The 13,598-nt window shown below is 53.6% G+C and carries 11 protein-coding genes; 4 read left to right on the top strand and 7 right to left on the bottom strand.

The features are described 5' to 3' along the window. Positions 1-25 precede the first annotated feature (25 nt). Positions 26-373, top strand: a complete 348-nt coding sequence (locus tag L2712_RS16780; protein WP_088903574.1) for a YkvA family protein — start codon at positions 26-28, stop codon at positions 371-373. Positions 374-619: 246 nt separating this feature from the next. On the opposite strand, the gene L2712_RS16775 is transcribed toward L2712_RS16780, so the two are convergent. From L2712_RS16775 to L2712_RS16750, 6 genes are all read right to left on the bottom strand, one after another. Beyond that, positions 620-1,708: a porin gene (locus tag L2712_RS16775; RefSeq protein ID WP_248978452.1), complete on the bottom strand. Its 1,089-nt coding sequence runs from the start codon at positions 1,706-1,708 to the stop codon at positions 620-622. 138 nt (positions 1,709-1,846) lie between these two features. Continuing rightward, positions 1,847-2,827, bottom strand: a complete 981-nt coding sequence (locus L2712_RS16770; protein WP_248978451.1) for a formate dehydrogenase subunit gamma — start codon at positions 2,825-2,827, stop codon at positions 1,847-1,849. Between the two features lie 64 nt (positions 2,828-2,891). After that, positions 2,892-3,506 carry a TorD/DmsD family molecular chaperone gene (locus tag L2712_RS16765; protein ID WP_248978450.1) on the bottom strand — a complete coding sequence of 205 codons (615 nt, stop codon included), beginning with the start codon at positions 3,504-3,506 and terminating at the stop codon, positions 2,892-2,894. Continuing rightward, positions 3,506-4,051 (bottom strand): 4Fe-4S dicluster domain-containing protein, encoded by a 546-nt coding sequence (locus L2712_RS16760; RefSeq protein ID WP_239853125.1) that lies wholly within the window; start codon positions 4,049-4,051, stop codon positions 3,506-3,508. Before L2712_RS16760 ends, L2712_RS16765 begins: the two co-directional genes overlap by 1 nt. 10 nt (positions 4,052-4,061) lie before the next feature. Next, positions 4,062-6,275 carry a molybdopterin-dependent oxidoreductase gene (locus tag L2712_RS16755; RefSeq protein ID WP_248978449.1) on the bottom strand — a complete coding sequence of 738 codons (2,214 nt, stop codon included), beginning with the start codon at positions 6,273-6,275 and terminating at the stop codon, positions 4,062-4,064. A 189-nt stretch (positions 6,276-6,464) separates the two neighbouring features. Beyond that, a complete protein-coding gene (locus tag L2712_RS16750) occupies positions 6,465-7,430 on the bottom strand; it encodes a LysR family transcriptional regulator (protein WP_248978448.1) in 966 nt (321 codons plus the stop codon). 549 nt (positions 7,431-7,979) lie between these two features. Here L2712_RS16750 and L2712_RS16745 point away from each other — a divergent pair. The 3 genes from L2712_RS16745 to L2712_RS16735 all read left to right on the top strand — a co-directional run bounded on the left by L2712_RS16745 (position 7,980) and on the right by L2712_RS16735 (position 12,485). Continuing rightward, on the top strand, positions 7,980-8,675 hold the full coding sequence (locus L2712_RS16745) for a 4Fe-4S dicluster domain-containing protein (protein WP_248978447.1): 696 nt from the start codon (positions 7,980-7,982) through the stop codon (positions 8,673-8,675). Positions 8,676-8,684: 9 nt separating this feature from the next. Continuing rightward, entirely contained in the window at positions 8,685-11,723 is a 3,039-nt protein-coding gene (locus L2712_RS16740) for a molybdopterin dinucleotide binding domain-containing protein (RefSeq protein WP_248978446.1), read from the top strand. Between the two features lie 222 nt (positions 11,724-11,945). Then, positions 11,946-12,485, top strand: a complete 540-nt coding sequence (locus tag L2712_RS16735; RefSeq protein WP_248978445.1) for a hypothetical protein — start codon at positions 11,946-11,948, stop codon at positions 12,483-12,485. A 510-nt stretch (positions 12,486-12,995) separates the two neighbouring features. Here the strand turns inward: L2712_RS16735 and L2712_RS16730 are convergent. Next, the gene (locus L2712_RS16730) at positions 12,996-13,574 is read right to left on the bottom strand and encodes a lipid-binding SYLF domain-containing protein (RefSeq protein ID WP_088903580.1); all 579 of its coding nucleotides are present in this window, start codon (positions 13,572-13,574) and stop codon (positions 12,996-12,998) included. Positions 13,575-13,598 lie beyond the last annotated feature (24 nt).

Here is a 13,598-nt window from a genome sequence, read left to right as displayed (position 1 = left end):
CTTTTTTATTGTACAGGAGCTTCTTATGAGCGACTCAAATGACGCGGCCAAGGTCGATGGTTACAGCGATGAGGGTTTTTGGCGTAAGGTCAAACAGTTTGCCAAGCAGGCCGGACGTGAGGTGATAGACAACGCCCTGTGCCTCTACTATGCGGCGCAGAGGCCCGATACTCCCAAGTGGGCCAAGTCGGTTATCTTTGGCGCCCTGGCCTATTTTATTATGCCGCTGGATGCGATACCCGATCTTACGCCTGTGGTGGGCTTTTCAGATGATTTAGGCGCGCTTGCTGCTGCGCTAGCCATGGTCAGCATGTATGTGAATGATGAAGTGAAGCGCCAGGCGGCGGAGAAGACCTCCGCCTGGTTCGATTGACGTTTCGACTCGCGCTTCGATTTTCAGCTGGATTAACCGCTCGAATTGCCGCTTGAATGAATGAGCCCACCTTCCACTCCTGTATCAGCCAGTTGTCCAGGTTGATTGCCTTAATGACGCTGCGATACTGACAAGCTTGGTGGTGGAGAGGTTAAAAGAGGCCTTCAGGCTGACGGCCCCAGGGAGTGGTTGAGACTTGAGACTCAATCGCGATTGAACAGTCCTATTATCTGTTTCAGCTAAAGGTTAGCCTTTCCTGTTTAAGTTGAAGTCATAGCGGAAGCCGACGGTAACAGCGCGATCATCGTTTAAGTTGTCGTAGTTCTTGTTCAGATATTCCAGGTGTACGCGCACATTGGTCTGTGGATTCCATTCCAGGGTGGTGTTGAAGCCGTCATAGTCCATAGAGCTGATATCCTCGATTCCATCTTTAAACTGGAAGTAGCCCAGCTTGATCTTGTACTCGTTGCTCAGTGGATAGGCCAGGGCGGTATCTAAGGTGCTGCCGCTGCGATCGCCATGTTGCACCTGATTGTCGAAGTTGTATTCCTTGTCCTGGTAGCTCGCCGCCAGGTAGAGGCCGTTATCGAAGGTATAGGCCACCACACCGCCCAGGGTCTGGTTGTCGCCGTTCACCTGGTCGTTCTCCAAACTGTCTTGGGTAACATAGCCCAGGCCAAGATGCAGGGCACCGACATCGTAACCTACGCCTATGTTGACGAAATCCGCGCCTGTGTCGCCCTTATTGCCGTCAAACTGGGCGCCGGCCATCCAAGTGAAGCCGCCAGTGACCAGCTTGTAGGTCACGAAGTTGTCGACGAAGAAGGGACTTTCATGGTCGTAGGCATAGGGGCTATTGCCGTGATTGAAAATATCCACGTATTCGGCGATCAGGCTGTATTGGGCCGGACGCTGTTTACCTATGCCCACCTGGCCGTAGGGGGATGAGATGGCGACATAGGCCTGTCTCGCCTTGCCGAAGTTGCCTGAGTTGGCTATATCGACGCTCCATTCACCCTGGGCAATGGCGTGCCAGCCGTCGGCAAACTCAGTGCTGGCCTTGATGCCGACGCGAGAGAGGGCGTCTCTCACATCCCAGGTTTCATCCGTGCTGTCGTCGAGGTAGCTGAGTGTCGGACGGATAGAGCCGTAGAGGCTGACTTGGCTGTTCTTAAACTGAGACGGTGCGGCCTGGGCCTCTAGTTGGGCGATGCGCTGGTTGAGTGCTTCGACCTGTTCATTCAGGGGCTGCTCGGTGGCATAACCCTGAGTAGAAGCGAGTGCCGTTGCGGCGGCGATCATTGAGGTGCGAAAAATAATCTCATGGTTTTTCATGGCTTTCTGCCTTCAATTGGTTTTCTTAGGCATGCGAGTCTCCCTCCTGCCATTTTGTCGATGGAGGATAGGGGCGCCGCAGGCGTTTAAAAAAGGGAGTTAATAGGCCCATGACATCTGCCATGGGCCGGGTTTTGGTTAAACCTTGCCTGCCTTCTTCAGGTCGGCGAACCAGAGGTTGTGATGTTGCTTGGCCCAGTTTTCGTCACAGTAGCCAGAGGTCATGTTTGACATGCCGCCTTCGGACATCACGGTCGCCATGAAGATATGCACCACAGAGAAGGCGCTGATGATGACGGTTGAGGCAATATGCAATACCAGCATCAGGTTGGCCGTGTTCTTGGTGACGCCATAGGTCTCGGGGAACATCATCGCTAGGCCTGAGACCACCATGACACCGCCGAACAGGGCGAAGACCCAGAACCACAGCTTTTCCCCCGCGTTGGCAAAGCCCGCATCGGGATGCTGCTTCTTGCCTAAGTTGATGTAGCCGCCCAGTACGGCAAACCATTTTAGGTCATAGCTTGCGGGGAACTGCTTAGGCGCCCACATCAGTACCATCAGCACATAGCCGAGGATGAAGGGGAAGGCCATCAACTCATGTAGGCTGCTGGATAGACCCACCAAGGCCGACCAGGAACCGGCATTCATGCCTGGCTCGAAGTAGAAGCGACCGCCGCCGAGCACCAGGCCGGTGAGGATCAGCAGGATGCAAGGGATGGCACCCAGCCAGTGCACACTGACGCTAAGGCCAGACCAACGCTTGATTAGCTTACCCGAGAAGCCATGGTCCAGCTTAGAGACGCCGTTCACCACCACGAACAGGATGAAGAGCGCGGTTACGCCAAACAGGCTGGCAAACAGGGCGAAGGCGATGGTGTCGGTCGCGCCTAGGTAGCCTAGCAGCGACTCGTCGGCCTGCTCAGGAATGGACGCCGGCATCAGCAGCTCAGGCTGAGTCGGCATGCCGCGGATCTCAGGAATATCGCCTGGAATGGCATGCTCCTGAATGGTTTGCCACTGCTGAGGTTGCAGGGTGGCGGTTTCTTCGGCCAGAGCATAGCTGGATGCAAACAGACCGAGCACAATAAGGCTTAACCATCTTATTGCTTTACTCATTGAAAACTCCTTGCGACATCGCTTGTCGCGTTGGAATCTGCCTGGTGTGAGGCAGATTCATCGATCATTCGGCGCCTTCTAGGCGGGGCGCCGCTTGAATTTGTTGGTTAATAAACTGCAGTAGCTCCTGAGCAAACAGCGGCCAGAAAGGTTGTTTCGCATGTTTGGCAATGCCCTCGCAGAAGGGGGTTATCCAGCGCCCGAGATGGGCGTCGAGAAACTCCGCTGCGAGTTCGTTGAGGGCCTCAACATGCTCGCTGTTTTCTAGCACTTGTTGCTCGGCGGCCATGGCGTGCAGGCAATAGAGGAACTCGAGTTCGTTACCAATAAAGTCGGCCGGCTCGTTAAAGCTATCGTCGATGACCAGACCTATCTGTTGGTAAAACTCGGCCACACGAACGGTTTCTTCGGTGAAGATTTGATGATTGCCACTGAGGTAAACCGATTCATAGGGGGCAACTAACAGCTTGTATGGCCCAATACACATGCGATTAAAATCAAACTCCAATTCGGATGCGTCGTCATTGAACTTGCGTGCCTCTATGAGTAGCGGACTGTCTGGCGACTCCTGCTCCAGGTAGGCGATTAAGCCTGAAAGAGCCTGAGTATCCGAGGGCGCGAACATCATAGATTTGAAGGCATGGTAAGCCATTGCCGTTGGGCCATATTCTGCTGTCATTATGCGCGTTCCTTAATGATCACTAGGTTAGGTTTGGTGATGCAATCGCCGTAGCCTATGCCTTGTTTGCTTGCCGAAGGACGTTTGAGTACCTCTTGCAGATTGCCGACATCCAGGCACTCTACCGGGCAACCACTCACACACGCGGGTTTCATACCGCGGTCCAGCAGTTCCACACACATGTTGCACTTGTCGGCCTTGCCATCATCTTCGCGAATACTCACCGCCGCGTAAGGACAGGCGCTGGCACACAGGCCACAACCCGTACACTTCTCACGGTCAAGCACCACGATACCGTCATCGCGCACATGGTAGGCTTTAGCCGGACAGACCATCAGGCAGGCGGGGTTTTCACAGTGCATGCAGGCGTGAGATAGCCAGACATCGATTGCGCCATCGTCACGCTGTACTTCATAGCGATCGACTTTGCGGAATCTATGATTCTCGGGCAGTTCATTATGGATCTGGCAGGCAACGGTACAGGCACCGCAACCGACACAGTTCTCTTGTCTGAACACAAAGCCCACTTTCTTATTTAACGACATCGTTTACTCCTTAGGCTTTGGCAATCGCGACGCGAGTGGAATGATACGCAGAGCATCCACCCATATCGGTCAAGGTGTCGGTGGTGAGGTTGTTGGTACAGCTGTTTTTGCCCTGTGGGTCCATGCGACGCCAGTTGTTCTTTGGCGCCATAACTGTTCCTCTGGCCACCTGGGTAGAAACTTGCGCAATAAAGTGGGCCTCACCACGTTGGTTGCTGAGCCTGACGCGATCGTTGTTCTGAATACCCAGCTCTTTAGCATCTTCGGCGTTGATCTTGGCGAAGTAGGCCGGGAAGTTACGAATATACTTCACGTTGTAGAAAGAGCTGTTGGCACGCTGCGGAATGGCAGGAGACAGCAGACGGAACGGCAGTGTCTTCTCTTCCTGTACCATCTCATCTTCCGGCAGGCCGAAGTCGATTACTGGGTGGTAGCCGGCTTCTTTCATCATCTCTGAGTAGAATTCGATCTTGCCACTTGGCGTCTTATATTTACCGTCGCCGAAGTAAGGGCGTTGGTCATAGACGGTGACAAACTTGTCGCGAATGATTTGCTCATAGGTGATGTTGTTATGTCTGAAGGCGGGCTCTTCCGTGTCTAGGAAGTCACGCAGAATCTGCTCATAGTCCACACGCATCTCAGGGAAGCGGTCCAGACCCATGCGGGCGCCCAGCTCCTTGAAGAAGATCCAGTTGTCTTTAGACTCGCCCAGGGGCTCGATCACCTTCTCAGAGGTCTGCATGTGATAGCAGTTGTAGTCGGTACCCATGTCTGGGAACTCGAACTGAGTCGCTGCCGGTACGATAATATCGGCCAGCTCTGCGGTATCTGTCATCAGGAAGTCGTGAACCACCAGGAAGAGGTCATCACGCATCGCGCCGCGGCGACAGGCATTCGAGTCGGGTGCAACCGAGACGAAGTTACCGTTGTAGTTGATCACCGCCTTAATCGGTTTGATCGGCTTGCCATAGGCCGTTGGGTTCTCTGGGTCGAGCGCCTTGGCGATCTCCGTCATGTTGACGTGGCCAACCGTGTCTGGGTTCGGGTGGATATGATCCGCACGGCCCTTGCTGTAGTTCAGGCTGTCATCGGCCTGGGTGTTGTCATAGATAAAGCCGTTACCTATCTTGCCGTACTGGCCGGCAACCGCGTGCATCATGGCGATGGCGCGAGACATACGGGCGCCGTTGAAGTTACGCTGCATACCGTAACCCAGGCGCAGTACAGAAAGCTCTGACTCGCCATAGACGCGGGCGAATTCGAACATCTTGGCCTTAGGTACGCCGGTGACACGCTCGATCTCTTCGTAGCTCATGGTGTTCAGGCGCTCGAGCAGCTGGTCGTAGCCAAGGGTGTTGGCCTTGATGAACTCGAGATCCGCTAGGTCATGCTCTATCAGGTACTTCATGATACCTGTCGCCAGGTGGGTGTCGGTACTCGGCTTTGGCTGCAACCAGATATCAGCCTGAGAGGCGATAGGGGTGCGCACTGGGTTAACCACCAATAGCTTGGCACCTCGGTCACGGGCCTGGTTGATGAACTTGATGCCGTGTACGTTGGTGGCCGTCTCGTTCTGCCCCCAAGAGATGTAGCAGTTGGTATAGATGTTGTCGTATGGGTCCGGACCCTGGTAGGTACCAGTAACCGACTTTAAGCCTTCATAGGCGGCGAACACACATACCTTACGGTCGAGCTTGCGGGCACCGACGGCGTTGAAGAAGCGGCTAGGTCCGCCGTATTTACCGATAACCCCTTCGTGGCCCGAGTAGCTGTAAGGCAGGATAGAGTCGGCGCCATGATCTTTGATGATCTGCTGCAGACGGCTGGCGATCTTGTCGTAGGCTTCATCCCAGGAGATGCGGCGCCATTTGCCTTCGCCCTTCTTGCCTGCGCGCTCCATTGGGTGCAGGATGCGGTCGGCGGCATAGGTGTATTGCACGTAGGCATGTCCCTTCACGCAGGGAGATGTGCCCATCTTCTTCAGCTCTGAAGCGCCTTCCACGTAGGTCATGCGTCCGTTTTGTACTGTGAACTTCAACAGACAGCGGTCGGCGCAGTTACGTTGGCAGGTGTGGTATTTAATTTCTCCTTGGCGTTTCAAGAGTTTGTCGGGTGCGCCACCTTTTTCGCCTGCACTGGCTATGCCGGGCATAAGACCGGATAGCGAGCCGACGACGGAGCTGGCTCCGACACCTTGCAAGAAGGTGCGTCTGTTCATTTTCATAAGTGTTCCCCATCTTGATGCGTCTTAAGACGCTTTTTACAGACATTGCTCAAATGTTTGTGAGTCAAAGACTCGCTGCATACCTGTTTTGTTATCGTTTTTCGATTTAAAAAGATGGCAAGATCAGCTGCGAAAGGGGTATGCAAGAGTGCCTCAAGTAGCCTATCGATCTCGCCATCAAATGCTTTGTTAGCGCTCCGCCGCCCTGCGCCAGGCGCTTTCCAGGCCGCAGATGAGCTTGGACTTCACCCAGTTGAAGGCTGCCGACTGATTAACGTTGCCATATAAGAGGTAGTTGCCTATCTCGCGATTTTCCCGGCGACGTATGCGGCATCGCTTGGCCAGCTCTTCGGGCAGCTTTACCCACTTCACTGCGGGTAACATGTCGACGAATTGTCGGGTAAATTCGTTGCAAATTAGGGTGATGGCGTCAGATTCGCTCAGCAGGCGCATGGCGGTGGCCACGCTATCGGTATAACCGTCGACCTCCATGCAAAGCTCCTCTTCGCGGCAGAGGTTCACCAGCAGTGGGCAGTTCAGGTCGTCATAGTTGTCTATCTCTAAGCAAGGATATTGGGTGATGTTGTCTAGGGTGAGTTTCTGTTTGAGAATCGGATGATCGGTGCGTGCCAGGATGTAAAGATTGTCCGTGGCGGAAAACATCTCGGCATTGAGGTTTTTACCGTTGAAACCTTCATAGACCACTACGAAGTCGACATCGCCATTGGCGAGATCGCTGCTGCAGTCATGGGTCAGTACCCTGACATCGAACTTCATGTTGGGCGCCTCGGTGAGGATCTCGTTGCGGATCACCTGTTGTACTGGGTAGATGAACTCATCGTAGGCGTGAATAACATATTGGCCGCCCGATTCTGCCGGGGTAAATACCGAGTGCTGCATCTCGAGTTTTTGATAATGGGCCACCAACTCTCTGGCCATAGGGATCAGCTGGTGGGTCTTCTCCGTCGCGACGAAACCGGAGCAGCGACGAATAAAGAGCGAGTCTTTAAATATGTCTCTTAAGATCTTAAGGGTGCGGCTGACACCTGAAGGCGTAATACCCAGTTCATTGGCAGCCTGATGACTCTGCCCATGTTCATAGACGGCGATGAACACTTTTAATTGATTGTAATTAAGTTGGTCAATCTTATTCATGGTTGTGAACTGGGTAAATATATTGAGTTATTATCATCTATATATATCTACACACGTTCAGTGTTGAAAGTCACACTTTTAATATGGCTATTATTTAAAGTTTGCATTACTTCTCATGTTTTAATATCTGCATTTTGCAAAATGCGATATTTAAAATTTGCAGACTTTATATATCTTTCAGGTTAACTGGTACGAACGAACAACTTGTAGACGGACTATAGTCTAGGCCTTGCTATCTCTAGGGTATATCTAAGTGCCTGTTTAGGTAGGTTAACTGTTCGATTTGTGAACTTCCGATTTTTATTTCATCAAATTTAAATTTATTTTTAATATGAGATGTTCATCTTTTTAGCTCTACTATTACACCCGCTCTCTATAAATAATTTCATCGAATTTATATTTTTATTTGAATCGTGATCTATATTTAGTTTTAAATTTATAGCTTTATTGTCTGTTGCAAGTTTTATTATTGCGTGTGTATTTTAAATAATAAGAAACCTTCCAGAAGTCATGTTTTTATTTCAGGAAAACATAGTTAAGGATCTCGTTATGTTAGATCGGCGCTCGATTTTAAAAATGGCGGCAGGTGGAGCTCTGCTCTCATTGGTGCCCGCCAGCACGCTACAAGCGAAAACCCTTGGAAAACGCTATGCCATGGTGTTTGACGTTAGACGTTGTACCGGATGTCTCTCTTGTACCGTTTCATGTTCCGTTGAAAATCAAACTGATGCGGGTCGATGCCGTACCCGCGTCAATCAAGCTAGCCTGAGCTTAGGTGAGCGCATCGCCACCCTTGCGGTGCCGAACCAATGTAACCAGTGTGATAATCCTGTCTGCACTCAGGTCTGTCCTGTGGAGGCGACCTACAAGCGTAAGGAAGATGGCATAGTGGTGATCGACTACGAAGAGTGCATTCACTGTCAGCTGTGTGTCGATGCCTGTCCTTATGGCGCGCGCCGCAAAGATGAGAGCCTGGATAACCCGCCCGAGAAGTGTAATTTCTGTATTCACCGCGTCACCCAAGGGTTGTTGCCGGCCTGTGTCGAGACCTGTATCGGCGGAGCCCGTACCTTTGGCGATCTTAATGATCCCGACAGTCAGGTGTCTAAGCTGGTGCGGGACAACAAGGTCTACGCCATGCTGTCCAAGGCTGGCACCTCGCCCAACATCTTCTACATTGGCTTGCCGACATCGACCGATGATCAAGCCATTTTGAATCTCAATTACCTCGATTGGCAGCGCTAGGAGTCAAAGATGGATAGACGTAAGTTTTTAACTCAGGCCGGTCTGGTGTCTGCCGCGACCATTACAGGTGCCGCCTGCAGTCGAGTCGATGCCGAGTCTGAGCCTAAGAAGGCCCAGGACATTTCACGCTTTGGTCATCCCGTGGCGGCCGAAGGAGGCTTCGATGGCGAAGGTAAATGGCAAAAGACAGCAGGAGTACGCACCGCCTATTCCCGCTGCTTTAGCTGTTACAACATCTGCGGCCTCAGAGTGCGTGTGGATGAGAAGACGGACAGAGTCTTGAAGGTAGGGGGCAACCCCTATTGTGAGAACAACTCTGGCTCGCCGCTGCCGCTAAGTACCGAAGTGAAACAGAGCTTTATCGCCCTGGCGGGTGAGGCGGGGCTGAAGAATCGCGCCACCACCTGTGCCAAGGGGGCGAGCTGCGTCGATTCGGTGGACGATGAGCGCCGGGTGACTCAGGTGCTGAAACGCGCGGGCAAGCGCGGCAGTGGCGAGTGGGTCACCATCAGCTATGAACAGGCCCTTGCCGAGATCATCGAGGGGGGCGATCTCTTCGGCGAAGGCCATGTCGATGGCCTACGCGCCATCCGCCAGCTTGATCAAGAGGTGAAGCCGGGCCATAGCGAATTTGGCAGTAAAGCGAATCAGCTGTTTGCCACCTTCTGCGCAGAAGATTACTTGCGCGGAAGCTTCTATTCTCGCTTCATGATGCAGTCATGGGGAACAGTCAATTTAGGTACCAAACACGCCTACTGCGGTGCCGCCCAGGCAACGGGTTATAGCCTGGGGATGGCGGCCGGATTCGAAGAGTGGCTCAATGATGTCGACTGGGAAAACGTCGAGTACGGCCTGTTTATGGGCACCAGCCCAGGTTCCTCGGGTGTCAGCCTGAACCGCGTCGGTCGAGGTCTTGCCAACAGCCGTGTGGATCGTGGCTTTAAATATGTGTGTGTCGACCCCCTGCTGCGTACCACGGTCGCCGCCGATACCAATGCCACCTGGCTGCCGGTCAAACCCGGTCAGGATGCGGCATTCTCCTTTGGGGTGATCCGCACCATGCTCGAGGAGCAGTGGTTTAACAAGGTGCACTTGGAAAATCCAAGCCAGAAGGCGGCCGAGGCCGCGGGTGAGCTTAACTACACCAACGCAGGTCACCTGGTGGTGATGGATCCTAAGCATCCAGAGTATCGCAAGTTTGCCAAGGCAAAAGATTTCGGTTTGGGTGGCGAAGAGGCACTGATCATCAAGGCGGGCACTCAGACCTTAGCGTCGGCGGAGTCAGGCGACAAGGCCGAGCTGTTTGTCAGTAAACGCCTCACCGACAGCCGTGGCCGTAAGGTGACCCTGATGTCGTCTCTCTATCTGCTGCGGGCCGAGGCGCAAAGTACCAGCATGGAGGAGTATGCCGAGCGCAGCGGCATTGCGATCAAAGAGATGCGTCAGGTGGCGAAAGACCTGGCGCACTATGGCCGCAAGGCCTGTGTGGCAGGCAACGGCGGCACCAACTCATCTGACGGTTTCGTGATGGGCTGGATCTGGGCGACACTTAATACCCTGGCGGGTTCCCACGATGCTAAGGGCGGCGCCATCTATGGCAATGGCCCTATCGGCGGGATGGAAGGCTTGTACGATCTGGCCAACATCGAAGGTGGCGTGTCGCTGGACGGTATCGTCAATGCCTGTCGCGATGGCGCCTACGAGGCCTCGACCGAATATCGTCTCAAGGTGGAGCAGGGTAAGAACCCTTATCCCGCCAGCACCCCTTGGCATGAGGTGCTGCCCGCCATGAATGCGGCCGAACAGTGGACCAGCCATGCCAACGGCGACCCCTACAGCGCCAAGGTGCTGTTCAACTGGCGCAACAACTTCCTCTATAGCGCGGCATCTATCAGTCAGGAGGTGGTGGCAAGCATCGCCGATCCTAAGCGCTTACCGCTGGTAGTGGGGATCGACTGTCACATGAACGAGACCAACCGCTACGCCGATTACCTGATCCCGGATCGTTCCATGCTCGAAGAGTATGCGGCGGATCGCATGTGGGGCGCCCATAAACTGGGGGTAGTGGCGGCATCGCCTGTGGTGACTCCGCGAACCGAGAAAAATGAGGCGGGTGAGCATATCTGCATGGAGCAGTTGCTGATCGATATCGCCCTCAAGCTCGACTTGCCTGGCTTCGGTAAGGGCGCCCTGGCGACCAGCGATGGCCGTAAGGTCGACCTGTTAACCTTCGAGGATTGGCACGCCAGATACCTGGCCAACGTGGCGGCGCAGTGTGAGCAGCTGCCTAAGGTGACCGAGGAAGATCGTCTGTGGGCCGGGTTGGATTACGCCATGAAGCCACTCAAGCCAAGACTTACCGCCGACGAGGCCGCCAAGGTCGAGGCCCTGCTGTCACGCGGTGGCTACTACCAGGAGGATGATCGTTATGAGGGCGACTTCATCAAGGGCGCCGGGCCTAAGTGCCTGCAGATCTATCATCAGGAGGTAGCGCAGCTGCGTCATGCCTACTCGGGTGAATTCTACCCTGGTACGCCGACCTTGCAGGAGCATAAGTTCTGGAATGGTGACACTTGGGAGAGTCATTGGCCCCAGAGCGAGTATCCACTGTTGTTCTCCAGCTACAAGGCGACGGTACGCTCTAACTATGCGGTGGCCTTCAAGCGGATTGGTGAGATAAGTCCCACCAACTTCGTCTATATGCACAGCGATACCGCCAAGGCCCAGGGACTGAAGGATGGCGATAGCGTGCGCATAGTGACCGCCAACGGCAAGCCCTGCGTCGGCACCCTGCAGACGGATATGGGGGTCGCCAAGGGGGCAATCTGCGTCTCTCACGGCTTTGGTCATAGCGAGGGCTTCGGCGGTGACGATCGTATCATCAATGGCGAGAAATTAGCGGGGATCGCCAGTCGCGCCGGCGGCACGGCGGTTAACCAGATGATCCCGGCGGATCCGACTCGCAACGGCGCCGCCAGTATGCTCAACGATTACTGGACCGGGGCCAACTGCCGCCACGGTATTCCGGTGCGGGTGGAGAAAGCCTGATCCTTGAACCGAATCATTAACCAAGCATAGTTTTAACCATAGTTTTTCTAAACATAGTTATCCTGTAAACCTTTCCCCCGTCGCCTCGGCTTCGGGGGCTTTTTTTATTCAGCTTTAATTTATCTCTTCATGCTAGTGTGGATACTCAATCCAAAGGAGCATAAAAATAAAATGGCTAAATCCATATCAATATTCCTATCCTTAGGTGCCGGCGTTTCCCTAATGTTAGCCGCACCCGCAATGGCCACTAGTACCGAGCAGACTCAGTTTTTCGATGCGATAGCCGCCCATTGTGGTCAGGCCTTTGAGGGCAAGGTGACGGCGGGCAACAGCGCCGACTCGGCTTTCTCGGGCAAGCGCTTAGTGATGCATGTACGCGAGTGCAGCGACAGCGAGCTTAAGGTACCGTTTCATGTGGGTGAGGATCGCTCTCGCACCTGGGTGATCACTAAGACGGACACAGGGCTGCGCCTTAAGCACGATCACAGACATCAAGATGGCAGCGAAGACAAGGTCACTATGTATGGTGGCGATACCCTTGATGCCGGCAGCGCAGAGCTGCAATCTTTCCCTGTCGATGCCTATTCTATCGACAACTTCAAACAGAATGGTCTCTCCCAATCGATCACTAATGTGTGGCACGTGGGGCTCACCGACACCCAGTTTATCTACCGCCTCACTCGGGAGAACCGTGACTTTAAGGTGACGTTTGATTTGACTCAGCCGGTTGAGTTACCGCCAGCGCCATGGGGGCACGAGTAGCCTTGCAATGAAGGCTGGGCATTTTGTTTGGTGCCTGGCCTAGTTGGTATTTGATAGGGCTTCGAAGGTCTAACCTTCACAGTGAACTATCGCCTGCCTGGCGAGGGACTTTGTTTGTACTTTCGCTGTTGTAATGTCTGGCGCTGTCGTCATTGGTATATGAGTTGAAGGTCGTACCTTCATCGCTATCTAAAGCCTGCGGCAGGCAATTAATACATGATTAAGCCATGGTTCAAAGCTAACCTTCCAAATACCAAAGTCAGTTTGATGCTCAGTTAACAAGACCTTTGTTGAAAAGGCCAGTTAGGCCCCCTTGTGCTGCATAAGCTGCAGGCAATTGATACACCATGAAGCTATGGCTTCAAATCCCCTTTATAAACCCCTAAGCAGGTTGAAGCTTCACTCCGAAAAGCGCAGAACAATCTTCGTTATAAAGTCGATTATCGAAAATCACCCTGAGATGGGAAAGAAGAGAGGAGGGAGCCATCTGACTCCCTCTCAGATAGCCCCTTATTTGGGGTCAAAGGTAAAGGATTGCCCGGCCAGTGCGGCCTCATACATCAGGCCACCTTTGGCGGCGGTGAAGATCGCCATACCGTTGATGTAGGCGGCACTGGCGGTCTTGTTACTGCCTGATTTGCCGGCGGCTGCCGAGTTACCCGTGGTGCCCACTTGGGCATTGGCGCCGACATTGATGGCGACAGCCGAGGCGCTGGCACCAAACTCGAAACTGCCACTGGTGAACTCTTGATAAGCTTTGGCATCTTTGAAGAAGATGATCTCGCTATAGGCCTGGCCACCTAGCTGAAAACCGATGGAAAGTTGTGAAAGGCTGGAGTCGCCAGTGTGAACGCCCCCCTTATAGACCCGGCCCTTACCGTAGGCTGCACCTATACCTATACCGCCCTTACCGACGGTGGGAAAGATGGCGTAACCATAGGCTGTGTTAAAGAAACTCTGAGTGTCGGGAGCTTTTTTGAAGTTGGCGATCGCCTCAGCGTAGCTGTCGGCGGCGAGTGTCATGGGGGATGTCAGTAATCCCAAAGCAACACAACAACTTAAAATTAAGGTAGACAGATACTTTTGCATGATGACCTCCATTGATCTCGATGG

The organism is Shewanella marisflavi (genome assembly GCF_023283925.1).
In the GTDB taxonomy this organism is placed as follows: domain Bacteria; phylum Pseudomonadota; class Gammaproteobacteria; order Enterobacterales; family Shewanellaceae; genus Shewanella; species Shewanella marisflavi.
This window is presented reverse-complemented; position numbering and strand designations above follow the sequence as displayed.

What these genes read in the sequence shown, in the direction of transcription:
- L2712_RS16780 (WP_088903574.1), top strand. Translation starts at nt 26, where the DNA reads ATGAGCGACTCAAATGACGCGGCCAAGGTCGATGGTTACAGCGATGAG.
- L2712_RS16775 (WP_248978452.1), bottom strand. Translation starts at nt 1,708, where the DNA reads ATGAAAAACCATGAGATTATTTTTCGCACCTCAATGATCGCCGCCGCA.
- L2712_RS16770 (WP_248978451.1), bottom strand. Translation starts at nt 2,827, where the DNA reads ATGAGTAAAGCAATAAGATGGTTAAGCCTTATTGTGCTCGGTCTGTTT.
- L2712_RS16765 (WP_248978450.1), bottom strand. Translation starts at nt 3,506, where the DNA reads ATGACAGCAGAATATGGCCCAACGGCAATGGCTTACCATGCCTTCAAA.
- L2712_RS16760 (WP_239853125.1), bottom strand. Translation starts at nt 4,051, where the DNA reads ATGTCGTTAAATAAGAAAGTGGGCTTTGTGTTCAGACAAGAGAACTGT.
- L2712_RS16755 (WP_248978449.1), bottom strand. Translation starts at nt 6,275, where the DNA reads ATGAAAATGAACAGACGCACCTTCTTGCAAGGTGTCGGAGCCAGCTCC.
- L2712_RS16750 (WP_248978448.1), bottom strand. Translation starts at nt 7,430, where the DNA reads ATGAATAAGATTGACCAACTTAATTACAATCAATTAAAAGTGTTCATC.
- L2712_RS16745 (WP_248978447.1), top strand. Translation starts at nt 7,980, where the DNA reads ATGTTAGATCGGCGCTCGATTTTAAAAATGGCGGCAGGTGGAGCTCTG.
- L2712_RS16740 (WP_248978446.1), top strand. Translation starts at nt 8,685, where the DNA reads ATGGATAGACGTAAGTTTTTAACTCAGGCCGGTCTGGTGTCTGCCGCG.
- L2712_RS16735 (WP_248978445.1), top strand. Translation starts at nt 11,946, where the DNA reads ATGTTAGCCGCACCCGCAATGGCCACTAGTACCGAGCAGACTCAGTTT.
- L2712_RS16730 (WP_088903580.1), bottom strand. Translation starts at nt 13,574, where the DNA reads ATGCAAAAGTATCTGTCTACCTTAATTTTAAGTTGTTGTGTTGCTTTG.